General features: G+C 71.8%; 21 protein-coding genes. 15 read left to right on the forward strand and 6 right to left on the reverse strand.

Features of this window, described 5'->3' with window-relative positions; genetic code table 11:
• Positions 1–140 precede the first annotated feature (140 nt).
• The 13 genes from ACP6CK_RS23700 to ACP6CK_RS23760 all read left to right on the forward strand — a co-directional run bounded on the left by ACP6CK_RS23700 (position 141) and on the right by ACP6CK_RS23760 (position 17,684).
• A complete protein-coding gene (locus tag ACP6CK_RS23700) occupies positions 141–1,253 on the forward strand; it encodes a catalase family protein (RefSeq protein WP_426955790.1) in 1,113 nt (370 codons plus the stop codon).
• Positions 1,250–3,547 (forward strand): FdhF/YdeP family oxidoreductase, encoded by a 2,298-nt coding sequence (locus ACP6CK_RS23705; protein ID WP_426955791.1) that lies wholly within the window; start codon positions 1,250–1,252, stop codon positions 3,545–3,547. Before ACP6CK_RS23700 ends, ACP6CK_RS23705 begins: the two co-directional genes overlap by 4 nt.
• 14 nt (positions 3,548–3,561) lie before the next feature.
• Positions 3,562–4,386: a formate dehydrogenase accessory sulfurtransferase FdhD gene (gene fdhD, locus ACP6CK_RS23710; RefSeq protein ID WP_426955792.1), complete on the forward strand. Its 825-nt coding sequence runs from the start codon at positions 3,562–3,564 to the stop codon at positions 4,384–4,386.
• A gap of 75 nt (positions 4,387–4,461) precedes the next feature.
• Positions 4,462–5,721, forward strand: a complete 1,260-nt coding sequence (locus tag ACP6CK_RS23715; protein ID WP_426955793.1) for a M20/M25/M40 family metallo-hydrolase — start codon at positions 4,462–4,464, stop codon at positions 5,719–5,721.
• A gap of 14 nt (positions 5,722–5,735) precedes the next feature.
• On the forward strand, positions 5,736–7,331 hold the full coding sequence (locus tag ACP6CK_RS23720) for an ABC transporter substrate-binding protein (protein ID WP_426955794.1): 1,596 nt from the start codon (positions 5,736–5,738) through the stop codon (positions 7,329–7,331).
• Positions 7,328–8,668 carry an NAD(P)/FAD-dependent oxidoreductase gene (locus ACP6CK_RS23725; protein ID WP_426955795.1) on the forward strand — a complete coding sequence of 447 codons (1,341 nt, stop codon included), beginning with the start codon at positions 7,328–7,330 and terminating at the stop codon, positions 8,666–8,668. The genes ACP6CK_RS23720 and ACP6CK_RS23725 overlap by 4 nt, the downstream gene beginning before the upstream one ends.
• Positions 8,665–9,381 (forward strand): DUF1028 domain-containing protein, encoded by a 717-nt coding sequence (locus ACP6CK_RS23730; RefSeq protein WP_426955796.1) that lies wholly within the window; start codon positions 8,665–8,667, stop codon positions 9,379–9,381. Before ACP6CK_RS23725 ends, ACP6CK_RS23730 begins: the two co-directional genes overlap by 4 nt.
• Before the next feature lie 281 nt (positions 9,382–9,662).
• Positions 9,663–10,802 carry a 2-aminoethylphosphonate--pyruvate transaminase gene (locus ACP6CK_RS23735; protein WP_426955797.1) on the forward strand — a complete coding sequence of 380 codons (1,140 nt, stop codon included), beginning with the start codon at positions 9,663–9,665 and terminating at the stop codon, positions 10,800–10,802.
• The gene (locus ACP6CK_RS23740) at positions 10,799–12,277 is read left to right on the forward strand and encodes an ABC transporter substrate-binding protein (protein ID WP_426955798.1); all 1,479 of its coding nucleotides are present in this window, start codon (positions 10,799–10,801) and stop codon (positions 12,275–12,277) included. The genes ACP6CK_RS23735 and ACP6CK_RS23740 overlap by 4 nt, the downstream gene beginning before the upstream one ends.
• Before the next feature lie 249 nt (positions 12,278–12,526).
• The gene (locus ACP6CK_RS23745; RefSeq protein ID WP_426955799.1) at positions 12,527–14,128 is read left to right on the forward strand and encodes a hypothetical protein; all 1,602 of its coding nucleotides are present in this window, start codon (positions 12,527–12,529) and stop codon (positions 14,126–14,128) included.
• Between the two features lie 184 nt (positions 14,129–14,312).
• A complete protein-coding gene (locus tag ACP6CK_RS23750) occupies positions 14,313–15,362 on the forward strand; it encodes a Bug family tripartite tricarboxylate transporter substrate binding protein (protein ID WP_426955800.1) in 1,050 nt (349 codons plus the stop codon).
• A gap of 216 nt (positions 15,363–15,578) precedes the next feature.
• Positions 15,579–16,790 (forward strand): CaiB/BaiF CoA transferase family protein, encoded by a 1,212-nt coding sequence (locus ACP6CK_RS23755; protein ID WP_426955801.1) that lies wholly within the window; start codon positions 15,579–15,581, stop codon positions 16,788–16,790.
• A 90-nt stretch (positions 16,791–16,880) separates the two neighbouring features.
• Complete coding sequence (locus ACP6CK_RS23760) at positions 16,881–17,684, forward strand: enoyl-CoA hydratase (protein WP_426955802.1); 804 nt, start codon at positions 16,881–16,883, stop codon at positions 17,682–17,684.
• A 271-nt stretch (positions 17,685–17,955) separates the two neighbouring features.
• On the opposite strand, the gene ACP6CK_RS23765 is transcribed toward ACP6CK_RS23760, so the two are convergent.
• On the reverse strand, positions 17,956–18,624 hold the full coding sequence (locus tag ACP6CK_RS23765) for an NAD(P)-dependent oxidoreductase (protein ID WP_426955803.1): 669 nt from the start codon (positions 18,622–18,624) through the stop codon (positions 17,956–17,958).
• A 24-nt stretch (positions 18,625–18,648) separates the two neighbouring features.
• Complete coding sequence (locus ACP6CK_RS23770; protein ID WP_426955804.1) at positions 18,649–19,122, reverse strand: SRPBCC family protein; 474 nt, start codon at positions 19,120–19,122, stop codon at positions 18,649–18,651.
• A gap of 106 nt (positions 19,123–19,228) precedes the next feature.
• Here ACP6CK_RS23770 and ACP6CK_RS23775 point away from each other — a divergent pair, with 106 nt between their 5' ends.
• Positions 19,229–20,122, forward strand: a complete 894-nt coding sequence (locus ACP6CK_RS23775; RefSeq protein WP_426955805.1) for a LysR family transcriptional regulator — start codon at positions 19,229–19,231, stop codon at positions 20,120–20,122.
• A 270-nt stretch (positions 20,123–20,392) separates the two neighbouring features.
• Complete coding sequence (locus ACP6CK_RS23780) at positions 20,393–20,884, forward strand: hypothetical protein (protein WP_426955806.1); 492 nt, start codon at positions 20,393–20,395, stop codon at positions 20,882–20,884.
• 138 nt (positions 20,885–21,022) lie between these two features.
• Here the strand turns inward: ACP6CK_RS23780 and ACP6CK_RS23785 are convergent, their stop codons facing one another.
• The 4 genes from ACP6CK_RS23785 to ACP6CK_RS23800 all read right to left on the reverse strand — a co-directional run bounded on the left by ACP6CK_RS23785 (position 21,023) and on the right by ACP6CK_RS23800 (position 24,312).
• Positions 21,023–21,796 (reverse strand): SDR family NAD(P)-dependent oxidoreductase, encoded by a 774-nt coding sequence (locus tag ACP6CK_RS23785; RefSeq protein ID WP_426955807.1) that lies wholly within the window; start codon positions 21,794–21,796, stop codon positions 21,023–21,025.
• Positions 21,793–22,473: a cyclase family protein gene (locus tag ACP6CK_RS23790; protein ID WP_426955808.1), complete on the reverse strand. Its 681-nt coding sequence runs from the start codon at positions 22,471–22,473 to the stop codon at positions 21,793–21,795. The genes ACP6CK_RS23785 and ACP6CK_RS23790 overlap by 4 nt, the downstream gene beginning before the upstream one ends.
• 5 nt (positions 22,474–22,478) lie before the next feature.
• Positions 22,479–23,447 (reverse strand): Bug family tripartite tricarboxylate transporter substrate binding protein, encoded by a 969-nt coding sequence (locus ACP6CK_RS23795; protein ID WP_426955809.1) that lies wholly within the window; start codon positions 23,445–23,447, stop codon positions 22,479–22,481.
• Between the two features lie 64 nt (positions 23,448–23,511).
• On the reverse strand, positions 23,512–24,312 hold the full coding sequence (locus ACP6CK_RS23800) for an SDR family NAD(P)-dependent oxidoreductase (protein WP_426955810.1): 801 nt from the start codon (positions 24,310–24,312) through the stop codon (positions 23,512–23,514).
• Positions 24,313–24,315 lie beyond the last annotated feature (3 nt).

Consider the following 24,315-nt stretch of genomic DNA (forward strand, 5'->3'; position numbering starts at 1 on the left):
TGTTGGGTCCCATCGGGTTCGCCAACGCGGTGCGGGGCTCCCGGTTCGGTCCCGGCGCTCCAGCCCTAGGAAACAGCGCGACGACGGCCGCGTTGTTCAGACGGCCCGTTACGGGTCGTCTCCATGGTCCGGAAGTTCTTATGCCCGTCGCGCCGCCCAAGGTCCCGCTGCACTATCAGGCCTCCTTCGAGGTGCCGGAGCTCGAGGAGGCCGCGACGACGCAGGACCTGGTCGAGACGCTGCGCGGCATCGTCGAGACGACGAACGCGGATTACGGCTACCCCGTCCGCGCCGTCCACGCGAAGAGCCACGGGCTGCTGCGCGGCGAGTTGCGCGTGCTGGACGGGCTGCCGGACGTGCTGGCGCAGGGCGCCTTCGCGCGGCCCGGCACCTTCCCGGTGGTCCTGCGCCTGTCCACCAATCCCGGCGACCTGCTGGATGACAGCATCTCCGTCCCGCGCGGGCTGGCGATGAAGATGGTGGGCGTGGAGGGCGAGCGGCTGCCCGGCGCCGAGGGCACGTCCCAGGACTTCGTGATGGTGAACGCGCCGGCTTTCGTGGTGCCGACGGCGAAGAAGTTTGCCGGGAATCTGAAGCTGCTCGCGAAAACGACGGACACGCCGCAGGTCTACAAGAAGGTGCTCTCCGCCGTGCTGCGCGGCGCCGAGACGGTGATCGAGGCGGTGGGCGGCAAGAGCCCGAAGCTCGTCACCATGGGCGGGCATCCGAACACGCATATCCTCGGCGAGACCTTCTTCAGCGTCACGCCCTTTCTCTACGGGCCATACATGGCGAAGTTCTCCGTCGCGCCCGTGTCGCCGGAGCTGCTGGCGCTGAAGGACCGCAAGGTGGACGTGTCCGGCCGGCCTGAGGCGCTGCGGGAGGAGGTGATCGCTTTTTTCGCCAGCCAGCGCGGGGAATGGGAGCTGCGCGTCCAGCTCTGCATGAACCTCGAGACGATGCCGATCGAGGATGCGTCCGAGGAATGGCCGCAGGAGGAGAGCCCGTTCATCCCGGTGGCGCGCATCACCGTGGACCGGCAGCCCGCGTGGGACGAGGAGCGGTCGCGGGCGATCGACCTCGGCATGTCCTTCAGTCCCTGGCACGGGCTGGCGGCACACCGGCCGCTCGGCTCGATCAACCGGGCGCGGAAGCCGGCCTATGAGATGTCGTCGCGCTTCCGCGCGCAGCACAGTGGGTGTCCCATGCACGAACCGCGGGCGGCCGCAGACCTTCCGGTGGCCGCAGAATGAGCCGGACCGAGATCAAGCCCTATTCCGGTCCGGCCGGCGGGTGGGGATCGCTGAAATCCGTCGAGGGCATCCTGCTCAAGCAGGAGCGCATCATGACGGGCAATGCGACGCTGCTGAAGCAGAACAAGCCGGATGGCTATTCCTGCGTCTCCTGCGCCTGGGCGAAGCCGGACGATCCGCTGCCCTTCGAGTATTGCGAGAACGGCGCGAAGGCGACGGCCTGGGAGATCACCCGGAAGCGCGTGCCGCTGAGCTTCTTCCAGCGGCACACGCTGACGGAGCTGCGCGGCTGGTCCGACCATGACCTGGAGGCCCAGGGACGGCTGCTGCACCCGATGCGGCTGGACCATGCGAAGGACCGCTGGGTGCCGGTGTCCTGGGAGGACGCCTTCCGGGAGATCGGCGCGGAGCTGCGCGCGATGGACCCGAAGTCCACGGTGTTCTACGCGTCCGGCCGGGCGTCGCTCGAGACCTCCTACATGTGGGGACTCTTCGCGCGGCTCTACGGGCACAACAACCTGCCCGACAGCTCCAACATGTGTCACGAGAGCACCTCCGTCGGCCTGCCCGAGGCGATCGGCGCGCCGGTCGGCACGGTGCTGCTGGAGGATTTCGAGAAGACGGACCTCATCTTCTCCTTCGGGCAGAATGTCGGTTCCAACTCCCCGCGCATGCTGCACCCGCTGCAGGAGGCGGCGAAGCGGGACGTGCCGATCATCACCTTCAACCCGCTGAAGGAGCGCGGGCTGGAGCGCTTCACCAATCCCCAGTCGCCGGTGGAGATGCTGACAGGGTCGGAGACGCGCATCTCCACCCAGTACCACCAGGTTCGGGCGGGCGGCGACATCGCCGCCATCCTGGGCATCTGCAAGGCGATGATCGCCGGGGATGACGCGGCGATGGCCTCGGGCGGGCGGCCCTGGCTGGACCACGCCTTCATCGCGCTGCACACGCACGGCTTCGACTCCTTCGCCGCCACGGCGCGCGACGCGGACTGGGAGGAGCTGGAGCGGCGCTCCGGCCTGACCCGCAAGGCCATGGAGGCGGTGGCGGAGGTCTATTCCCGCTCCGAGGCGGCGATCGGCATCTACGGCATGGGGCTGACCCAGCACCGTTCGGGCGTCGAGAACGTGCGGATGCTGATCAACCTGCTGCTGCTGCGCGGCAACATCGGCAAGCCGGGAGCCGGCGTGCTGCCTGTACGCGGCCACTCCAACGTGCAGGGCCAGCGCACGGTCGGCATCACCGAGAAGCCGGAACTCGTCCCGATGGACCATCTGGGCGAGCAGTATGGCTTCGAGCCGCCGCGAGAGACCGGCATGAACACGGTGGAGGCCTGCGAGGCGATCATCGCGGGCCGCGTCAAGGCCTTCCTCGGGCTGGGCGGGAACTTCATCCGCGCGGTGCCGGAGACGGTGGCGATGGAGGCCGCCTGGCCGGGGATCCGCCTGACCGTGCAGGTCGCGACGAAGCTCAACCGCAACCACCTGATCAACGGGGAGGTGGCGTTCCTGCTGCCGTGCCTCGGGCGGATCGAGGTGGACACGCAGGCGAGCGGCCCGCAGGCCGTGACCTGCGAGGACACGACGACGAAGATCCATGGCAGCCACGGCCTCGTCCCGCCCGCCGGGCCGGACCTGCTGTCGGAGCCGGCCATCGTCGCGGGCCTTGCCAAGGCCACGCTGCCGCCGAACCCGCGCGTGCCCTGGGACGAATGGGTGGCCGACTACAACCGCATCCGCGATGCGATCGAGGCGACCTATCCCGACATCTTCCGGGACTTCAACAAGCGGGTCTTCGACGGGGGCTTCCACCGGCCGCTGCCGGCCCGGCAGCGGGACTGGAAGACGGAGACGGGGAAGGCGAACTTCGTCATTCCCTCCTCCCTCAACGCGGACAAGGACACCGGGACGGATCTGGAGAAGCCGGACGCGCTGCAGCTCATCACCATCCGGTCCAACGATCAGTTCAACACCACGATCTACGGCTACGAGGACCGGTTCCGCGGCGTCAGCGGCACGCGCATGGTGCTGTTCATGAACCGGGAGGACGCGGCCCGGCTCGGGCTGCGGGACGGCGCGACGGTCGCGCTGTCCACGGCGGTGGAGGACAACCTTTCCCGGCGCGTGGAGGGGTTCCGCGTTGTCCACCACGACATCCCGAAGGGGTGCTGCGCGGCCTACTACCCCGAGTGCAATCCGCTGATCCCGCTGTGGCACCATGCGGAGCGGAGCAAGGTGCCGGCCGCGAAGTCCGTGCCCGTGCACGTCCACGCGATGGCGCCGGCCCCGTGACGGATACGCCCGTAATGGCTTCGCCCGTGATGGACTGGCCCCAGCCCCTGGTGCGCCAGCCCCGCGTGGCGGTGTCCGGCGCGGCGCTGGCCCCGGGGGAGCGGGTCCTGGCGGAGGAGACCGCCGTCGCGCTGGCCTATGACGGCGCGACCCACGCGGTGATGATGGCGAGCCCGACGGACCTGGAGGATTTCGCGCTCGGCTTCTCCCTGTCCGAGGGCGTCGTGGCCTCGGCCGAGGCGATCGAGGAGATGGAGATCCTGTCCCGCGGCGAGCTCGGCCTGGAGGTGCGGATGCGGCTGGCCGAGGCGGTGGGCGAGCGGCATCTCCGTCGCCGGCGCGCCATGGCCGGGCCGGTGGGGTGCGGACTCTGCGGCCTCGATTCGCTGAAGGAGGCGATGCGGGCGGTGGAGCCCGTGCGGTCGCCGCTGCGGATCTGGCCGGGTGCGGTGACCGCGGCGATGGAGGCGCTGGATGCGGCCCAGTCGCTGAACCGCGACGCGCGGGCGGTGCATGCGACGGCCTTCTGGCGGCCCGGGGACGGGCTGGTCGCGATCCGGGAGGATGTCGGCCGGCACAACGCGCTCGACAAGCTGGCCGGGGCCCTGGCGCGGGCCGGCGTGGAGGGCGGGTCGGGCGTCGTGGCGCTGACCAGCCGCGTGTCGGTGGAGATGGTGCAGAAGGCGGCGCGGCTCGGGGCGCCGGTGATCGCCGCGATCTCAGCGCCGACGGCGCTGGCGGTGCGCACGGCGGAATCCTGCGGCGTGACGCTCGTCGCCATCGCGCGCGGCGGGCGGTTCGAGGTGTTCACCGGGCATGCGCGGGTGATCGGAAGCTGACCCCGGCGGATTGACCCCTCCTCACGCGCCGGTTACCGCTGGGTTAGAATCAGCGGCTGATGGGGCGGGGTTTCGATGGAGGCGGTGCGCCGGCAACTCCGCGATTGGATCGACGCGGACCAGGATCGGATCGTCGGGTTCCTGAGCGGGTTCCTGCGCGCGAAGTCCCCCAATCCGCCCGGCGACACGCGCGAGGCCTGCGCCTTCGCGACGGCGCTGCTGGCGCAGGAGGGGTTGTCCCACCGGATCGTCGCGGCGCGGGAGGACCTGCCGAACATCGTCGCGAGCGTCGAGGGGACACGGCCTGGCCGGCACCTCGTGCTGAACGGCCATATGGACGTCTTTCCTGCCATCGAGGACCTGCCGGGCGAGCGGAGCCAGTGGAGCGGCGACGTAGAGGAGGGCCGCATCTACGGCCGCGGCGCCTCCGACATGAAGTGCGGCACGACGGCGTCGCTCTTCACCTTCCTGTACCTTTCGCGGCTGCGGGAGCATCTGAAGGGGCGGCTCACGCTCACGGTCGTGTCCGACGAGGAGACGGGGGGGCGCTGGGGCACGCGGCACCTGATGGAGACGATCCCGGAGGAGGTGCTGGGCGATTGCTGCCTCAACGGGGAGCCGAGCGGCGCCGCCACGGTGCGCTTCGCGGAGAAGGGCACGCTGCGCCTCGTCATCACCATCCGGACTCCCGGCGCGCACGGGGCCTATCCGCATCTCTCGGCCAGCGCGGTGAAGATCGCGGGGCGGCTGATGGGGGAGCTGGAGGAGATCACGGAACTCCGCCCCGACCTGCCGGAGCGGGTGGCCGAGCTGCTGGCCTCCCCGGAGGCCAGGCGCGCGATGGAGGAGAGCCTCGGCGCCGGTGCGCCTGACATCGTGGACAAGTCGACGGTCAACATCGGCGTCATCCGCGGCGGGCTGAAGATCAACATCCTGCCGGATGAGTGCGTGATGGAGGTGGAGATCCGGGTGCCGCCCGGGCTCGACCGCGCGCGGGTAATGGAGACCTTCCGCTCGATCCTAGCGCGCCATCCGGAAGCGTCCTTCATCGACCGTCCCGACCACAGCTACGACGCCAGCTGGTGCGACCCGGACGGGGGGATGGCACTGATCCTGCAAGACAACGTGCAGGCGCTGCGCGGCGTGCGGCCGCCGGCGATCGTGTCGCTGGGCGGGTCGGATGCGCGCTACTGGCGCTGGCGCGGCGTGCCCGCCTATCTCTACGGCCCCTCTCCGAAGACGATGGGCCGGCGGGATGAGCACGTCACGGTCGAGGAGATGATGCACGTGCTGCGCGTGCACGCCCTCTCGGCCTTCGATTACCTGACCCGGTGAGAGGACGAGACACGATGATCACGCGCAGGACCGGGGCGAAGGCGGGGCTGGCCGCGGCGGCGCTGCTGCTGGGGCGGGCGGGCGAGGCCGCGGCGCAGGCGAACCGGGACAGCGTGAACATCCTTGTGCGGAATGACTCCGTCGGCTTCGACCCGCACAAGGTGACGGGGCGCGGCGCGGCCGAGATCCTGTTCATGGTGACGGACACGCTCGTCGCGCTGGAGGACGACCAGAAGACGGTTCACCCGCTGCTGGCGAAGTCCTGGACGATCTCGCCGGACGGCACGACCTACACCTTCCAGTTGCGGGAGGATGTCACCTTCCACAACGGGAAGCCGCTGACGGCGGAGGATGTGGCCTTCTCCCTCAGCCGGCTGGTGGCGCCGGAGACGCGGTCGCCGGCGGCCTGGCGGGCGGGGTCGGTGAAGTCCATCACGGCCACGGGGCGGCACACGGTCGAGTACGTGCTGAACCGCCCCTATAACGAGCTGCTGCTGCAGCTGGCCCAGAGCTTCGGCGCCATTATCGACAAGGACGAGGTGGCGGCGCTGGGGAACGAGTTCGGCTCCCGCGCGCTGAACGGCACCGGTCCCTTCCGCTGGGGGGAGTGGCGGCCGCGGGATCGCTTCACGCTGACGCGGAACGACGCCTATCGCTGGGGTCCCGCGGTCTATGAGAACCGCGGTCCGGCCCAGGTGCGGCAGGTCGTGTGGCAGGTGATCCCGGAGGAATCCGCGATCATCGCCGCCATGCAGACGGGCGCGAGCGACATCACCTATGTCGCGCCCGAATGGGCGGTGGAGGGGCTGAAGCGCGATCCGCGCCTGACGCTCGCGGAGCCGCGCGTCTCCAACTACAGCGCCTTCCTGGGGCTGCGGACGAACCGGGAGATGACCTCGGACTTTCGGGTGCGGCAGGCCATGGCGATGGCGGTGAACCGGCAGGAGCTGGTGCAGCGCCTGTGGTTCGGGCAGGCGGGGATCGCGGAATCCTACATCAATCCGGGCACGCTGGATTACTCGGACCAGGGCAAGGTCCGCACGGACCGGGACGCCGCGAACCGGCTGCTGGACGAGGCGGGCTGGACGCGCGGCGCGGACGGCATCCGGGTGAAGGATGGCAAGCGGCTGTCGCCGGAGCTGATCGCCGCCGGTACGCCGGGCTGGCGCACGCGGCTGGAGGCGATCCAGGGCTATATGCGCGCGGTCGGGATCGAGCTGCGCCTGCTGCTGCCGGAGCCGGCGGCGGCGATGTCGCGCATCAACGCCTCCCCGGACTATGACGCCTACGCGCTGTTCCAGCCCTATGGCACGGCGGGGGAGGCGTTGATGTCCTTCCATTCGAGGAACATCCCGGCGCCGAACCGCGTGAACTGGCGCGATGCGGAGACGGACGCGCTGCTGGATGCCGGGCAGGTGGCGTTGTCCGAGGCGGAGCGGGCCGATGCCTATGCCAAGGTGCAGCGGATCGTGGCGGAGAAGGCGCTGGTGATCCCGATCGCGCATGAGAAGCTGTTCCTCTTCGCCAACCGGCGCGTGTCCGGGGCGAAGGTGCACGGCATCTACAATTGCGGAATCTACAAGGGGCTGGACCTGCGGATCGGCCGGTGAGCGAGCTGCTCGCCCCGGATTTCTCGCCGGAGCCCTATTGGTGGCGCGCCGCGCGGCCCGAAGCCGCGGACGTGCCGCCGCTGCCGGGCCGGGTGGATGTGGTGGTGGTCGGGGCCGGCTATGCCGGGCTCTCCGCCGCGCTGGTGGCGGCGCGCGCGGGCCGGTCGGTGCTGGTGCTGGAGGCGCGGGAGATCGGCTGGGGTGCCAGCACGCGCTCGGTCGGGATGATCGGCGGGCGGTTGCGGCAGGGCTTCGCGCCGTTGGCCGCGCGCTTCGGGGAAGAGGTGGCGCTTTCCCTCATGGCGGAGGCGCGGGACGCCTATGCCTGGTTCCTGCGCTTCGTGGTGGAGGAGGGGATCGACTGCGCGTTGCGGCAGAGCGGCCGGCTGGTCTGTGCCTGGACGCCAGAGGACCTGCCGAAGCTCGCGGGGCTGGCGGCGTTCCTGAACGAGCGGATCGGCATCCGGGCGGAGGTGCTGGACCGCGCCGGGTTGCGGGAGGAGTTGGACTCCGATCTGCATCACGGCGCCCTGCGGCTGCCGGATGACGGCGGGCTGCATCCCGCGCTGTATCATCGCGGCCTGCTAGGAGCCGTGCGCGCGGCGGGTGCGGTCGTGATCGGCCACACGCCGATGACCGGCTTCGCGCGGGACGGCGCGGGCGTGCGCGTGGAGACCGGGCGCGGCAGCGTGCTGGCGGGGCGGGTGATCGTCGCGACGAATGCCCATACGGGGCCGGAGCTGGACTGGCACCGGCGGCGGGTGATCCCGGTTGGCAGCTACATGATCGCGACGGAGGTGCTGCCGCCCGGCCTCGCGCAGCGGCTGATTCCGCAGGAGCGACTGGTGAACGACACGCGCGGGCTGGCCTACGCGTATCGCCGCGCGCCGGGGGAGGATCGTATCCTGGTCGGCGGGCGGGCTTCGGCGCGGGATCATGCCGATCCGGGGAAGGTGGCGGCGGGGCTGCACCGGGTCCTGCGGGGGGTGTTCCCGCAGCTGGCCGGGACTCGCGTGAGTCATGCCTGGGGCGGCATGGTGGCCTTCACCTTCGACCGGCTGCCGCATGTCGGGCAGCGGGACGGGGTTCATCACGTGCTCGGCTGCAACGGGTCGGGGGTGGTGATGAACAGCTATCTCGGGCGCAAGGCGGCGGCGATGGCGCTCGGTCTGCCCGAGGCCGCGACGGGGTTCGCGGGGCGGGATCTCGCCGGGGCGCCGCCCTACACGCCCTTCTATCGCGGGCGCGCCTGGTTCATGCCGCCGCTCACGCTCTGGTACGACGCGAAGGACCGCGCGGCGCGCTGGGCCTCGAAGACCGCAAGGAAAGACGGATGACCTTTTCGCTCGCTGCCCGCTGCCCGGAGACGGGCATGTTCGGGATCGCCATCACCACCTCCTCCATCGCGGTGGGGAACCGCTGCCCCTGGGCACGGGCGGGCGTCGGCGCGGTCACGACGCAGTATCGCAGCGACATCCGCTTCGGCCCGCTCGGGCTGGACATGCTGGAGAAGGGGATGAGCGCGAAGGAGACGGTGGCGGCGCTGGTCGCGCAGAGCGAGTTCCCGCAGTACCGGCAATGCGCGGCGGTGGACCGCGACGGCGGCACGGCCTTCCACTGCGGTGCCGACATCAAGGGGCACAATGCGGGGGCGGAGGGGCCGGGCTGCGTGTCCATCGGCAATGTCATCGCCAATCCCGACGTGCCGGCGGCCTGCGTGGCCGGGTATGTCGGGGCGAAGGGCGTGTTCGCAGAGCGGCTGCTGGCCGCGGTGGAGGCCGGGCTGGCGGCGGGCGGAGAGACGCAGCCCATCATGTCCGCCGCCCTGCTGATCGTGGACAAGGAGCGCTGGCCGCTGGTGGACCTGCGCGTGGACTACGAGGAGCGGCCGCTGCGCGCGCTGCGGCGGCTCTGGATGCTCTACGAACCGGAGGTGGATCATTACGTCACCCAGGTGCTGCGCCCGGCGGAGGTGCGGCCCTTGGCGGAGCGGCAGGCCGCGACGGCCGCGGCGGAGGCGCGGGTCCGCGCGATGCTGGCCGCCGGCTGAGACCGCCTCGATCCCTTTCTGATCGGACCGCGGGGTCCGGGGGGCGCGTTCGCCCCCCGGCGGAGGGTCCGGGAGGCGGCGCCTCCCGGGGCCGTCACGGAACACTCCGGAACGACGGCTGGTCTCGTGCGCCGGTCGCCTGCCGGGCAGGCGTCCTGCACCGGCATCCGCACCGATCGCGGGCAAACCCGCTCGCACCGTGACGGGAAGGGCAGGGATCGGTGTGGACCGCGGCGCCGGGCCGGTGCGAAGCTTCCGGCCCTTCCCGCAGGAGGTGCCTTGTGCCGCGTGATGCCGCCGATCCGTTGCTGCTGACGCCCGGGCCTGTCAGCGTGTCCCGCACCACGCGCGCGGCGATGATGACGGACCGGCCGTCCGGCGATGTCGAGTTCCAGGCCGATCTCGCCTTCGCGCGGGCGTATCTCGCGGCCCTGACCGGTGATCCGGCGGGTTACGCGGTGATCCCGGTGCAGGGCAGCGCGACCTATGCGAACGAGGCCGTGGTCGCCTCGCTCGTGCCGCCGGGCGGGGTGCTGCTGATCCACAGCAACGGGGTGTATGGCGACCGGCTGGTGGAGATCTGCGCGCATCTCGGCGTGCCGCACCGGGTGGTGCGCACCGCGCCGTTCACGCCGCCGGATGAGGCGCTGTTCGAGGCGGCGCTGCGGGACGATCCCGCCATCACGCACATCATGCTCGTCCACTGCGAGACGAGCACGGGGGTGCTGAACCCACTGGAGGACGTGGCGGCGCTCTGCCGGGCGCGGGGCGTGGGGCTGATCGTGGATGCGGTCGCCTCCTATGGCGCGGTGCCGATCGAGGCCGGGCGCCTCGGCCTGCACGCCATCACCGTCTCCTCCAACAAGTGCATGGAGGGCGTGCCGGGCATCGGCTGGGTCATCGTGCAGCGGGCGGTGCTGGAAGCGGCGAAGGGGCGCAACCGGTCCCTCTCGCTCGACCTGTGGGACCAGCATGACCATATGGAGCGCACGGGCCTGTTCCGCTTCACCCCGCCCACGCATGTCCTCGCGGCTTTCGCGCAGGCCTGCCGGGAGCACGAGGCGGAGGGCGGCGTGCCGGCGCGGCTGGCGCGGTATCAGCGCAACTGGCGGCGGCTGGTGGAGGGGATGCGGCAGATGGGCTTCGTCGCGGTGGTGCCGGACGAGCACGCCTCGCCCATCGTGGCGACCTTTCGCTTTCCCGAACATCCGGGCTTCTCCTTCCAGGCGCTGTTCGAGGGGATGAAGCGGCGCGGCTTCATCATCTTCCCCGGCCGGCTGGCGCTGGCGAACACCTTTCGCATCGGCTGCATGGGCGCCGTGCGGGAGGACGACATCGGGGAGGCGATGGCGGCCGTGGCGGAGGTGATGGCGGAGATGGGGATCACGGCCTTCGGGCGCTCCGAGGCGGTGCCGGCATGATGCGCGCCCTTGCCGCCGCCCTGGTGGCCGCGAGCCTTGCCCTGCCGGCCGGGGCGCAGACGCTGCGGATCGGCATCGGCGCCGATCCGAACATGCTCGATCCCGCGCGCTCCGGCGCCTTCGTGGACCGCGTGGTCTTCACCGCGCTGTGCGACCGGCTGGTGGACGTGGCGCCCGACCTGAGCTTCCGCCCGGAGCTGGCGACGGCGTGGGCCTGGGAGGATGGGGGCCGCACCCTGCGGCTGACCCTGCGGGAGGATGGGCGCTTCCACGACGGCACGCGGCTGGACGCGGAGGCCGTGCGGGTCAACCTCGAGCGCTACCGCACCGCGCCGGAATCCGTCCGCAAGGCGGAGCTGCGGCCGGTCTCGGCGGTGGAGGCGCCGGATGCGCGCACCGTCCTGATCCGGCTGAGCGAGCCTTATGCGCCGCTGCTCTCGGTGCTGTCGGACCGGTCCGGCATGATCATGTCGCCCACGGCCCTGGCGCGGCTGGGCGCCCGGATCAGCGAGGAGCCGGTCTGCTCCGGCCCCTTCCGCCTGACGCGCCGCGTCCCGCAGGAGCGGATCGAGATGGAGCGCGTGCCGGAGCACTGGAACGCCGCGAACATCCACGTGCAGCGGGTGGTCATGCTCCCGATCCCGGACAGCAACGTGCGCCTGCTGAACCTGCGCGCGGGGCAGCTCGACCTGATCGAGCGTGTGGCGCCCTCGGACGTGGAGGAGGCGCGGCGCGAACGGCGGATCGCGATCACCGATTCCACGGCGATCGCCTACCAGACGATCTACATCAACGTCGCCAGCGGCGGGCTGCGCGATCCGCGGGTGCGGGAGGCGTTGGAGCGGAGCATCGACCGCAACGTCGTCAACCAGGTGGCGATGCAGGGCATGTTCGTGCCGAACAACCAGCCGGAGCCGCCCGGCACGGCGTATCACTTCGCGGACCTGCCGTCCCCACCGCGCGACGTGGAGGCGGCGAAGCGGCTGCTCCGCGCCGCCGGGGCGCCCAGTCCGGAATTCACGCTTCTGACACCGAACAGCCCGGTGGAGAGCCAGGTCGCCGAGATCATCCAGTCCATGGCCGCGGAGGCGGGCTTCCGCGTCCGCATCGTGACGATGGAGGCGGCCGCGATCGTCGCGCGCTCGAACGCCGGGCAGTATGACGCGGCCTTCGGCATCTGGTCCGGGCGCGCCGACCCGGACGGCAACATCGCGCTCTGGGTCGCCTCGGACGGGTTCCTGAACCGTATGGGGTACCGCAATCCGGCTGTCGACGCGGCCTTCCTGGCGGGGCGGCAGTCCACCGACCCCGCCGTGCGGCGCGCGCAATACCATGCGGCGGCTGCGGGCTGGCTGGCGGACCGGCCGATGCTGATCCTGTACCACTACCGCTGGTTCTGGGGCATGCGGGCCGGCCTGTCCGGCTTCGAGCCGGCGCCCGACGGGCTGATCCGCTTCTCCGGGCTGCGATTTTAGGACGGACCTTTCGCGCGACGCGTGTGGGACTCGCTGACATGTGCGGTCCCGTCCGCGTTTCGGCGTGTTTCCGCCCCGCCCTCGGCGCTCCCGCGGGCGAGTCGCCTGTGCTAACCCGCGGTGCCGGCCGAGGGGCTTGCAGGTCGTCTCTTCGGCGCCGTCGTGCGCGAGCAAGATCCTGAGGGGCATGGGACCATGGCAAACAAACCACGCGGCGCTGGACAGCGCCGGAGCAGCGAGGCACCGCGCATGAGCGTCACCACTCCGCCCCCGGCCGCTCCGCGGCCCGTTCCGCCTTCGGGCCTGTTCGGGATTTCCTGGCCTATCCTGGCGGCGGCCGGCGCCGTCGTCGTCCTCCTCATCGTCGGCTGGTCCATGGCGATCTCCCGCGGCGGACGGCTGGAGACGGCGGAGACGAACCTCCGCACCCGCACCGCCCGCGTGACCGAGCTGGAGGGGACCCTCCAGAGGGAGCGGCAGGCCGCCGGCGATCTGCAGGCATTGACGCAGCGCACGGAGGCGGCCCGCACCGCCAGCACCGCGACGGAGACGCGGAACCGCGAACTCGCGGCCGCCGTCACCCAGGCGGAGGCGCGGGTCGCCGAGCTGGGGCAGCAGGCGAGCGCGGCCGAGGCGCGCGTGGCCGAGCTGACGAACGCCGCCAACGCGGCGGAGGCCCGCGGCAACGAGCTGCGGCAGGCGATCGAGACGCGGCAGGCGGAGCTGCGTCAGGCGACGGAGGCGGCGAACGCCGGCCTCGCGCAGCTCCGTGAGCAGACGACGGCGGCGGAGGCGGCGCTGAACGAGCGCCGCGCGGAGCTGGCGCGCCTCGGCACGCAGCAGGAGGCGGCGAACAACGCGCTGCGCGAGGCGGAGGGGCGCGCGACGGACCTCCGTGCCCAGGCCGAGGCGGCGCAGGGCCGCGTCCAGGCGCTGGTGACCGAGGCCGGCCAGGCGCAGGAGACGCTGACCACCCGTCAGGCCGCGGTGGCCGGCGCGGAGAGCCGCGCGCAGGCGCTGCGCGACGCCCTCGCCACGGCCGAGTCCGAGCTGGCCGCGCGGCGTGAGGCGCTGACCGGCGCCGAGGCGCGGCTGGCCGAGGTGACCCGCGCGAGCGAGACCGCGGCCGAGCAGGTCCGCACGCGGGAGGGCCGCTCGACGGAGCTGACCCAGGCGGCGACGGCGGCCGAGGCCCGGCTGAACGAGCTGCGCACGGCGACGGAGGCGGCGGAGACCGCGCGGGCGGCCGCCGAGACGCGGCTGAACGAGGTGCGGTCCGCGCTGGCGGCCTCGGAGCAGGGCGCGGCCGAGGCGGCGCGCCGGATGGCCGAGGTGGAGCAGCGGGCGGCGTCGCTGCGGAGCCAGGTGAGCGAGGCGGAGGCCGCGCTGGCCGGCCGCCAGCAGGGCCTGGCGCAGGCGGAGCAGCGCCTGGCCGCCCTGCAGCAGGAGGTGGCGCAGGCCGAGAGCACCCTGGCGAGCCGCCGGTCCGAGACCGAGGCCGCGGCCACCCGGGCCGCCGAGGCCGCGCGCGGCGTGGAGGAGGCGACCGCCCGTGTCCGCACGCTGGAGGGCCGCGCCGCGTCGCTGGAGGCGGACGTCGCCGCCGCCAACACGGGGCTGGAGCGCCTGCGCAGCGAGGCGTCTGGTCTGGAGCAGCAGGTCGCGGCGCGGCGCCAGGAGCTGACGGCGCTCGAGGCCGAGGCGGCGCGTCAGCGCGCGCCGCAGAACGCGCCGGTGCAGAATGCCCCGGCGCCGAGCACCCCCGCGCAGGATGCCCCCGCGCAGGATGCTCCGGCGCAGGGCGCGCCGGCGTCGGGAAGCGGGGCTCCGGCGACCACGACCCAGCCGTAGTGGTTCTCCGGGGGATGCCGCCCGCGGCATTCCCCGGATCGGTGTGCGGGGCCCCTCGCCGTGTTCCGCCGCTGCGGGAGGCAGGGCCGGCGCGGCCCGCGGGAAGGATCGCGGCACGGCTTGTGCCTGCCGCCTCGGCCGATCAGCCTGCCGACCGACGGCCTGGCGGTATACGGAGATCGGAATGCACGCGGCGGATGGATCAGGCCGGAAGGGTGCGGGGCGGGCCGCGCCGGGTGGCGGCGGTGGGCGGGGCGTAGCCATCCCGCGGCGCGCGGTGCTCGCGCTGTCCGCCGTGGCGGCTGCCGGACCGGCGGCCGCGCAGGCGCCCTGGCCGACGCGGCCGGTCCGGATCGTGGTGCCCTTCGCCGCGGGCGGCAGCACGGACGTGTCCACCCGCATGCTGCTGCCGAAGATGACGGAACTGCTCGGGCAGCCGGTCGTCGTGGAGAACCGCGCGGGTGCCGGCGGGACGATCGGCTCCGACACGGTGGCGAAGGCGGCGCCCGATGGCACGACCTTCCTGATGGGCACGATCTCCACTCACGTCCTGGCGGTCGGGCTGTACCGGGAACGGCTGCCCTACGACCCCGTGCGGGATTTCGTGGCCGTGGCGCCGACGGTGCTGGTGCCGATCTGCATCACCGTTCACCCCTCGCTCGGCGTGACGGACCTGGCGGGCTTCATCCGCCTGCTGAAGGCGAATCCCGGCCGCTACGCCTATGGCACGGGCGGGGCGGGCGGTTCCGCGCACATCGCGGCGGTGTCCTTCCTGAACGCGATCGGCGCCGAGGCGACGCATGTGCCCTATCGCGGCAGCGCGCCCATGCTCTCGGACCTCGTGGCCGGGCAGGTGGCGGTCGGCTTCGACACGCCGGCGCTCATCGCGCCCTATCACAATGACCGGCGGCTGCGCTGCCTTGCGATCGCGACCGACACGGGATCCACGCTGATGCCGGACGTGCCGACCGCCGCCCAGGCCGGGCTGCCGGACTACAAGGCCTATTCGTGGTTCGGGCTCTTCGCGCCGCCCGGCACGCCGGACGTCATCGTGACGCGGATGAACGCGGCGCTGCGCACGGCGCTTCTGGAACCCGCGACGGTGCAGCGCCTGCGGGAGCTGGAGCTTCCGCCGATCCAGGAGGGCAGCCCGGCCGAGTTCGCGTCCTTCCTGCGGCGGGAGCTGGATCTCTGGGTTCCCCTCGTCCGCGCCAGCGGCGCGACGCCGGACTGAGAGCCACAGGGAGCGGCGGCGGGCGGGGCGCGGCGACTGGCCGTTGGCGCATCCGGTTTCAGAGGCGCGCCGGGTCGGCCCCGGGAAGCGGGCGACCAGCCCCGCCGGGCGTGGAGATTCCCGGATTGCGGGACTTCCGGCGTGTCCCTAAGCTTTGCCGCAGGGAGAACGTCGCATGATCCATCCTGCTTCCGTTCGGGCTTGCGCGCTGCCGCGATGACCGATGCCCCGCCCGCCGCGGCGCCGGTGACGGCCGCCAGCCTGCCGCTCGGGGGCCTTCGCGTCCTCGACCTGACGCTCGCGCGGGCGGGACCGACCTGCGTGCGGCACCTCGCGGATTGGGGCGCAGAGGTGATCCGCATCGAGGCGCCCGCCTCCGAGTCCGGCGAGATCACCGGCCGGCATGACGGCTTCGACCACCAGAACCTGCACCGAAACAAGCGCGCGATGGTGCTCGACCTGAAGTCCGAGGAGGGGCGCGCGATCTTCTACCGCCTCGCGGAGAAGGCCGACGTCGTCATCGAGAACATGCGTGCCCAGGTGAAGTACCGGCTGGGCGTGGATTACGAGACTCTGCGGAAGATCAACCCGCGCATCGTCTACGGCTCCATTTCCGGCTTCGGGCAGGACGGGCCCTATGGCCACCGCGCCGGCGTGGACCAGATCGCGCAGGGCATGGGCGGGCTGATGTCCATCACCGGCGCGCCCGGTGGCGGGCCGATGCGCGTTGGCATCCCCATCGCGGACCTGACGGCGGGCAACCTCCTCGCGCTCGGCGTGATGATGGCGCTGTATGACCGGCAGCGCACGGGCGTGGGCCGCTGGGTGCACACCAGCCTGCTGGAGGTGCAGGTCTTCATGCTCGACTTCCAGGCGTCCCGCTGGCTGCTGGCGCAGGAGGTGGCGGGGCAGGCGGGCAACGACCATCCGACCTCCATCCCGACCGGCGTCTTCCCCACCGCCGACCGGCCGATCACGCTGGCGGCCTCCTCGCCCCGGCAATGGGAGCGTTTCTGCGAGGCGCTGGGCCGGCCGGAGTGGAAGGACCGGACGGAGTGGAGCACGCGCGACGGCCGCTCGAAGGAGCGGGCGGCGATCAACGCCGCCATCGCCGAGGTCACGAAGGAGAAGCCGAGCCTGCACTGGGTGGAGGTGCTGGACGGCGCCGGCATTCCCTGCGGCCGGATTAACACCATCGACCAGGTCTTCGCCGACCCGCAGGTCCAGCACCTCGGGCTGGCGCAGCCGGTGACCCATCCCCGGCTGGGAGAGCAGCAGTTGGTGGGCACGGCGATCAACATGGCCGGCGTGCCGGATGCCATCCGAATGCCGACGCCGGACCCCGGCCAGCACACGGACGAGATCCTGGCCGAGATGGGCTACGACGAGGCGGCGGTGGCCGCCCTGCGCGCGAAGCGCGTGGTTTGACGTCGCGCGCGAAGCGCGTGGTTTGACGTCGCGCGCGAAGCGCGTGGTTGATGTTGCGCGCGAAGCGCGTGGTCTGAGAAGGACGCAGACATGGACGGCATGACCCCGGCGGCCCAGAAGATCCTCGCGCGCAAGGAGGACGGGATCGGCTGGCTGACCTTCAATCAGCCGGAGAAGCGCAACGCCATCTCCATCGAGATGTGGGACATGATCGGCGCCGCGCTGTCGGACTTCTCCGCCGATCCTGACGTGCGCGTGGTCGTGATGCACGGGGCGGGCGGCAAGGCTTTCGCGGCCGGCGCCGACATCAGCCAGTTCGAGAAGGTGCGCTCCGACGCTGCGGCGCAGGAGGAGTATGGCCGCCGCAGCGGCGTGGGGCGGGAGGCGATGGGGGCGCTGCAGAAGCCGCTGATCGCGATGATCCAGGGCTTCTGCATCGGCGGCGGGATGGCGATCGCGCTGCGGGCGGATATCCGCGTCGCTTCCTCGGACAGCCAGTTCGCGATCCCGGCGGCGAAGCTGAGCATCGCCTACCAGTACGATGCCCTGCAGCGGCTGGTGGCGCTGACGGGGCCGGCGGTGGCGAAGGAGATCATGTTCACCGCGCGCCGCTACACGGCCGCGCAGGCGCTGGCGATGCGGCTGATCAACACGGTGGTGGAGCCGGAGGAGTTGGAGAGCACGGTGCGGGCGCTGGCAGCCGAGATGGGGGCGAATGCGCCGCTCTCGATCCGCGCGTCCAAGGCGTCCATCGACCAGATCGCGGGCGACCCCGCGCTGCGGAACCGCGAGGCGATCGCCGCGCTGGAGCGCGCCTGCTTCGACAGCGCCGACTACGCCGAGGGACGCCGCGCCTTCATGGAGAAGCGCAAGCCCGTCTTCCAGGGGCGATAGCGGCGGCGCCGCGGCTTCCGGCCAAAGGCTGAGGAGAGGGGATGTCCGCGTTCGCTCCCGGAGCGTGCGGCTCCTGACAGGTGTCGGCTTGCGAGGCGAGGGACGCGGTGTCGGTGCCGCGTCCTCCGCGTCCGCCCGCGGTCGCGAATGGGCCGTCTCCTGACTCGTCGGTCGGCGTTCCGCAGCAACTCCATGTCGAGCAGCCGCACCTAGGGCTGGCCGCTGCGGATGCCGGCGTCGAGCACCCGACCGGCCGAGACACGCTGCGCATTCACCAGGTGATCAACGGAGACCTGTTCAGCCAGGCACTCGTGCCGAGCTGATCCAGCACGAAGCGCGCGACGTCCTCTCGCGACACGGTCCCGCCGTGATGGTCGGAGAGATCGGTCAGCGCGCGCACCTCCCCGCGGCCGGGCTTGTCGTTCAGGACGGCGGGCCGGACAAGGGTCCAGTCGAGCCCGCTCTCCCGCACGATCGCTTCCTGGCGGTTCTTGTCCGCATAGACCCTGCGCAGCAGGAGCGGGAGGATGAGGCGGTCGAAGAGGAATCCGCCATGCCCGGCACTGTCGCCGGCGCCGATGCCGGTGATGCAGACCAGCCGCGCGACGTTCTGGGCCTTCATCGCGCTCACGAGGGCGCGCGTCGCGGCTGAGAGGAGCGTCACCTCGCGGAAGGGGCTGGCCGGCGTGCCGAGGGCGCTGACGACCGCGTCGCGGCCTTCGAGGGCTGTCCGCAGCACCGCTTCGTCGCGGGCGTCCCCGATGACGGTCCTGACGCCGTCCAGATCGCGTCCCTTCTCCGGTGAGCGCACAAGCGCGGTGACGTCGTGTCCGCGTGCAAGGGCTTGGCGGACGATCAGGCGACCGGTGCCGCCGGTGGCGCCGAGGACGAGAAGGCTCGACCGGGCAGCCGGGAAGTCATGGTCCGCTGCGGTGTTCATCGATGTCTCCTGGGACCGCCTGGATCAGATCCGGCCCTCGGCCAGCAGCGCGCGCGTGCGCTTCAGCGTGGACAGCAGGGCGGCCTTGTAGCCCTTGTCGCTGTCGAACTGGTCCTGCTCGGCCCGCTCCTCCGGGCCGTTCGGCTCCCGGCCGCGCAGGCCGAGGTAGCAGTAGAAGCGGAGCTGGAGTGCGCCGGCCTCGTCCTCGAACAACTCGTTGATGATGGCTCCCTCGCGCGGGCCGGTCGCCTGGAAGAAGGTGACCTTGCGGCCTGGCTCGAGGACGATGATCTCGCGCAGCTCCTCGCCCGCGATCGTCGCCTCGCGAACGAGGTGCGTCGCACTCTCTTCGACAACGTCGCAGCGCGTGCAGAGGCCCGGGGGCAGGAACAGGCGGGCGTCGCGGGCCTTGAGCACGAGGCCGGCCCAGGCCTGCGCGCGGGTCAACTCGGTCTCGCCGTCCGGGTTCACGGGGATCGTGGCGGTCGAATAGATCATGGGGATCGCTCCAGAAGGGGTGCCGAAGGGGCGTCCCTGAAATGACTGGTCCACCGTTGGCGCGATAGGCGGTATTCCTGGACGTCCTGTCTCACCGGTGGAACATATGGACCTGCTCGCCCTCGCGGACTTCAACCTCGTCGCCCGGCATGAGGGGTTCGGACGGGCCGCGCGCGCGTCCGGACGCCCGAAGGCCACCCTGTCCCGGCGGGTCTCGGAGCTGGAGAGCAGCCTCGAGCTGCGCCTGTTCGAGCGCGGGGCGCGCAGCCTGAAGCTGACGCAGGAGGGCCGAGCCCTCTATGAGCGCACCGGGGCTCTTCTCACCGAGCTCGACGAGGCGGCTGCGGCGATCGCGTCCGGCATGGACAGGCCGCGGGGGCGGCTGCGGATCAGCGCGCCGCTGCTTTTCTCGCAGACCGCGATGGGAAGGCTGGCGGCGGAGTTCGCGCTGACGTTTCCCGCGGTCCGGCTCGAGGTCACGACGGAGGACCGCGCCGTGGACATGGTCGAGGAGGGCTACGACCTCGTCATCCGGGTGAACCCGGATCCCGACGAGAGCCTAGTCGGACGGATCTTCCTGCGGGACCGCTTGGTCGTCGTGGCGAGCCCGGCGCTCGCCCGTCCGGCCGACGGTTCGGCCGTTCCGGCGGTCGTGCGCGGGGTGGGCGATCGGGTCGCGGCCTGGGACGTGAGGGGCCCGGGCGGCCGATCACGGATCGCCGTCGATCCCGTCCTCGGGCTGTCATCGCTCGTCATGGTTCGCGATGCCGTCAGGGCGGGCGTCGGCGCTGCACGGCTTCCGGTGTCGCTCGTGAGCCATGACCTGGCGGCCGGACGGCTGGTGCACTGGGGCGATGCGGATGCCCCGGAGATCGCGCTCTGGACGCTCTATCCGTCGCGGCGGCTCTTGAGCGCGCGTGTCTCCGCCTTCCTCGGCCATCTGAAAGAGGCGTTCCCGAAGGGCACGCCGGATGAGCTGGCGGCCTATATCGGGACCTGAACCGCCGGGCGGCCGGCTGTCGCGTGATATCGGCAGGAGAAGCACGCTTCCCGCGGCGAGCTTCGCGTCCGGGCGGCGCCCGCTACCGGGACCAGCCAGGTTGCTGTCGCCCTTCAACCGCGCGGAGAACCGTGCGCCTATGCTGGTTCGAGGATGTGCTGATGGGCGCTCCGCGAAGCGGGTATTTCCTCCGCGGTAGCGATGGGGCTGGGGAGGGAATGCCAGACGCGGCATCGCGCAGCCCAGCAAGGCGAACGCCGGGCGCCATCCGTGTCGCCCAGCAGGGAGGGACAGGAATTGGCGCTGCGTGGCTGGGCGACCTTCGCATGGCAGTCCGACTACGGACAATTCTACCTCATCGACTGCGAGGATGAGGCCTTCCGCGCACCGGTCGAGATCACGGCCGAGATGGAGCGGCGACGCGTCGTCGCTCCTGCATCCGGGCTCGTGGTCTACACCGAGGGCTGCCTTCAGCAGCATATCCGCATCTCCATCCACGACGCGGAGCCGGATCATCCGCCGGCAGAGCCGATGGGAGGCGAACCATGGACGCAGATCGAGACGATCCGGGCCCGGTTGCCTTCGCGGCGTTTCACCCTCTCGAGCCCGTCGATGCCGGACCCGCTGCCCGCCGGGCCGCATTTCATCGTCGACACCGACATCGTCATCATTCGCGTGCACTGGATGGAGTTCCAGGGCAGCCGGGATGACAGCGTCCCCGTCGCTCCGGACGTCATCGAGATCACGATCTGGCCCGGCTAGTCCTCTGCGCGCCGGCGCGGCAAGGGCTGGCCGGGGCCGATGGTCCACCGACGCCAAACGCGACGATCTGATCAGCCCGGAAGGAAACGCCGCTTCCGCCCGCTGGGCAGGGCGCCGAAGGGCGGAATGCCCCGGCCGTCAGTCCCCTTCGGACGGGTCGTACAGCACCCCGGCCGCCGCGAAGCCGCCATCCACGTTCAGCACGTGCCCCGTGACGAAGCCCGCATCCTCCGAGCAGAGGAAGGCGACACCGCGAGCGATGTCCTCCGGCGTGGCGTAGCGCTTCATCGCCATGCGGTTCAGGAAGGCCGCGCGCTGCCGCGGGCCGTGGGCGGTGCGCGCGATCTGCGTCGGGCCAGGGGCGACGCAGTTCACCAGGATGTCGTGCTCCGCCCACTCCATCGCCAGCACGCGGGTCATGTTGATGATCCCGCCCTTGCTGGCGCCATACGCCACGCGCCCCGTCCCGCCGAACTGGCCGGAGACGGAGGAGATGGTGACGATCCGCCCGCCCTTGCCGTGCGCCACCATCGCCCGCGCGGCCGCCTGGGCGGAGACGAAGCAGCCGGTCAGGTTGGTGGTGACGATCCGCTCGAAGGCGGCGCGGGTCATGTCGAGCGCGGGGGAGCGGTCGGTGATGCCGGCGTTGCAGACCGCGAGGGTCAGGGGGCCGAAGCTGCGTTCGGCCGCGGCGACGGCGGCGGCGGCCTCGGCCTCCTCCGCCACGTTCATGCGGAAGGGCGCGGCACGGCCGCCGGCCGCGGCGATGGTGTCCGCGACCGAGGTGGCGCCGGCCTCGTTCAGGTCCGCGACCAGCACGGCCGCCCCGCGTTCCGCCAGCAGGCGGGCGGTGGAGGCGCCGATGCCGGAGCCGCCGCCCGTCACCAGCGCGACATGGCCGGACAGGCTCATGCGGCCGCCTCCTCGATGGCCACCACGCGAGCCGGGGCGCCGTCGCTGTCGGGCAGGCGGATCGGCAGGCCGACGAAGAGGCAGCGCGAGGCCTGGAGCGCGCCCGTGTTCGCGAGGTACTCGAACATGATCACGCCGCGCGCGAGCAGCCGGTAGTGGGTGACGTGCTCCGGCAGGGGCGGACGCTTCTCCCCGGTCAGGAAGAAGCGGATGCAGTGGTCCTGCGGGAAGTCGAAGGCCACGGCCTTCACGCCGCGGCCGTAGAGGAACTCCGCGGCCCCATCGGTCATCCAGGGGGATTGCAGCCAGAAGTCGGGCGTGTCGATGCTCGCCCGCTCGTCCCACCGGGTCTTCAGGATGGCGATGTCGCCGCGGCGCAGGCCGTGGGCGGCGGCGGCGATGCGCTCGGCCTCGATCGGCGCGTTGGCGGGGACATCGGACAGGTCCAGCACGGCGGCCTCGCCGATCGTCATGTCCGGCGTGATCGCGTCCGTGGTGAAGCCCTCCGGGTCCACGTGGCGGGGGCTGTCCATGTGGGTGAAGGCGTGGACGTTCCAGCCGGCCCAGGTGGCCTGCCCTGCGCCGGTGTCATGGGACTTGGCCAGGCGCCGCTCCACGTCCCAGCGGAAATGGCCGGTGCGGACCGGGGTGGAGAGGTCAACGACGCGTCGCGGCATCCGGGTCAGTCATCCTTCCAGGGGCGCTCGGCCCAGAGGCGGCGGAGGGAGTCCGCTTCCGCCATGACGTAACGGCGAAGTTCGTCGCCGGACATGGCGCGCAGGGGCTGGCCGAGGCGCAGTGCGTCCGCCTGCCAGCCGGGATCGGCCATCATCGCCGCCAGCGCCGCTTCCAGCCGGGCGCGGATCGGCGCGGGCGTCGCGGCGGGCACGACGATGCCGCGCACCACGCCGCCGATGATGTCGAAGCCCTGTTCCCGGAAGGTGGGGATCTCCGGGGCGAGCGTGCCGCGGTCGGCGGCGGCCTGGGCCAGCGGGCGGGCCTGTCCCTGGCGGACGAGTTCCAGGCTCTCCCCGATGTTCATGGCGGCCACGGTGATGTGGCGCCCGAGCAGGGCAGTGACGGTCGGCGCCTGACCGGTGAAGGGCACATGCGTCATCCGCGCTCGCGCCGCGCGCTCGAAGGCGATCATCAGCAGGTGGTCGTCCGACCCGATCCCGGCCGTGCCGACCGAGACGATGCCGGACTGCGACCGCGCCATGGCAGCCAGGTCCGAGAGCGTGCGAAGCGGGCTGTCGGGCGCGACGAAGAAGCCGCCGGGATCGTCCACGACGGAGCCGAGATAGGCGAAGTCCTCCAGCCGGTAGCGCGGCTGCCGCTCGATGGTGATGGTCTGGAGGGAGGGGATGATGACCACGCCCATGGTCAGGCCGTCGGGCGGCGCGGTGGCGACGGCGGTGTAGCCGACCTCCGCGCCCGCGCCGGGGCGGTTGAGGATGACGAAGCGCGCGCCGGGCAGGTGCTTTTCCAGGTAGGGCACCATGGCGCGGGCCATGACGTCCGTGCCGCCGCCGGGCGGGAAGGGGACGACGAAGCTGATCGGGCGATCCCCGGGCCAGGGGGCCTGCGCCTGCGCGCTGCCCGCGGCCACGAGCCCCGCTGCCAGGACGTGACGCCGACCCAACTGCATCATCTCGTTCCCTCCAGGATTTTCCGGGGAGGCTAGCGGCCGTGCCGCCGCTCGAACAGGGGCGGGGTCAGCCGCAGCGGACGGACATGCCGCCATCCACGACCAGTTCCGTGCCGGTGATGAAGCGCGCCTCGTCGGAGGCGAGGAAGAGCACGGCGTTCGCGGTGTCGCGCCCGTCGCCGGCGAAGCCCATGGGAATGCGGGCGAGGCGCTGCTTGATCAGCGCGTCCACGTCGCCGCCGGCGCGCTGGCCGGCGAGGCGAACCTCCACCATCGGCGTGTGCATCTGGCCCGGCACCACCGTGTTCACGCGGATGCCCTTGGCGGCGTACTGGATGGCGACCACGCGGGAGAGCTGGATCACGCCCGCCTTGGAGGCGGCGTAGGCTACCTGCGCCGCCCCGGTCCAGCGAATGCCCGAGGTGGAGGCGAGGTTCACCACGGCGCCGCCGCCCTGGCGTTCCATCACCGGCAGGACGTGCTTGAGCATCAGGAAGACGCTCTTGAGGTTCGTGTCGATCTGGAGGTCCCAGACCTCCTCCGACATCTCGACCGGGCCGCCGGCGGCGGAGCCGCCGACGTTATTCACCAGCACGTCGATGCGGCCGTGACGCTCGGCCACCTCGGCGACGGTGCGGGCCATCGCGGCACCGTCGAGCACGTCGAGCGTGCCGGGCTCGAAGCGACCGCCGTCCTCGGCGATGCGCTCGGCCGTTTCCTTCATCGAATCGGGGTTGCGGTCCAGGCCGATGACCGTCGCGCCCTCCTTCGCCAGGCCGACCGCGATGGCGCGGCCATTGCCCCAGCCCGGGCCGACGGAGCCGGCGCCGGTGACGATCGCCACCTTACCCTCGAAGCGCTTCGCCATGGT

This window comes from Muricoccus radiodurans, assembly GCF_050154705.1.
GTDB classification, from domain to species: Bacteria; Pseudomonadota; Alphaproteobacteria; order Acetobacterales; family Acetobacteraceae; genus Roseomonas; species Roseomonas radiodurans.

Coding starts and splice junctions, on each gene's coding strand:
- ACP6CK_RS23770 (WP_426955804.1), bottom strand. CDS start 19,122: ATGATCTATTCGACCGCCACGATCCCCGTGAACCCGGACGGCGAGACC.
- ACP6CK_RS23755 (WP_426955801.1), top strand. CDS start 15,579: ATGACCGATGCCCCGCCCGCCGCGGCGCCGGTGACGGCCGCCAGCCTG.
- ACP6CK_RS23740 (WP_426955798.1), top strand. CDS start 10,799: ATGATGCGCGCCCTTGCCGCCGCCCTGGTGGCCGCGAGCCTTGCCCTG.
- ACP6CK_RS23700 (WP_426955790.1), top strand. CDS start 141: ATGCCCGTCGCGCCGCCCAAGGTCCCGCTGCACTATCAGGCCTCCTTC.
- ACP6CK_RS23790 (WP_426955808.1), bottom strand. CDS start 22,473: ATGCCGCGACGCGTCGTTGACCTCTCCACCCCGGTCCGCACCGGCCAT.
- ACP6CK_RS23745 (WP_426955799.1), top strand. CDS start 12,527: ATGAGCGTCACCACTCCGCCCCCGGCCGCTCCGCGGCCCGTTCCGCCT.
- ACP6CK_RS23730 (WP_426955796.1), top strand. CDS start 8,665: ATGACCTTTTCGCTCGCTGCCCGCTGCCCGGAGACGGGCATGTTCGGG.
- ACP6CK_RS23800 (WP_426955810.1), bottom strand. CDS start 24,312: ATGGCGAAGCGCTTCGAGGGTAAGGTGGCGATCGTCACCGGCGCCGGC.
- ACP6CK_RS23720 (WP_426955794.1), top strand. CDS start 5,736: ATGATCACGCGCAGGACCGGGGCGAAGGCGGGGCTGGCCGCGGCGGCG.
- fdhD (WP_426955792.1), top strand. CDS start 3,562: ATGGCTTCGCCCGTGATGGACTGGCCCCAGCCCCTGGTGCGCCAGCCC.
- ACP6CK_RS23785 (WP_426955807.1), bottom strand. CDS start 21,796: ATGAGCCTGTCCGGCCATGTCGCGCTGGTGACGGGCGGCGGCTCCGGC.
- ACP6CK_RS23715 (WP_426955793.1), top strand. CDS start 4,462: ATGGAGGCGGTGCGCCGGCAACTCCGCGATTGGATCGACGCGGACCAG.
- ACP6CK_RS23705 (WP_426955791.1), top strand. CDS start 1,250: ATGAGCCGGACCGAGATCAAGCCCTATTCCGGTCCGGCCGGCGGGTGG.
- ACP6CK_RS23795 (WP_426955809.1), bottom strand. CDS start 23,447: ATGATGCAGTTGGGTCGGCGTCACGTCCTGGCAGCGGGGCTCGTGGCC.
- ACP6CK_RS23765 (WP_426955803.1), bottom strand. CDS start 18,624: ATGAACACCGCAGCGGACCATGACTTCCCGGCTGCCCGGTCGAGCCTT.
- ACP6CK_RS23760 (WP_426955802.1), top strand. CDS start 16,881: ATGGACGGCATGACCCCGGCGGCCCAGAAGATCCTCGCGCGCAAGGAG.
- ACP6CK_RS23750 (WP_426955800.1), top strand. CDS start 14,313: ATGCACGCGGCGGATGGATCAGGCCGGAAGGGTGCGGGGCGGGCCGCG.
- ACP6CK_RS23775 (WP_426955805.1), top strand. CDS start 19,229: ATGGACCTGCTCGCCCTCGCGGACTTCAACCTCGTCGCCCGGCATGAG.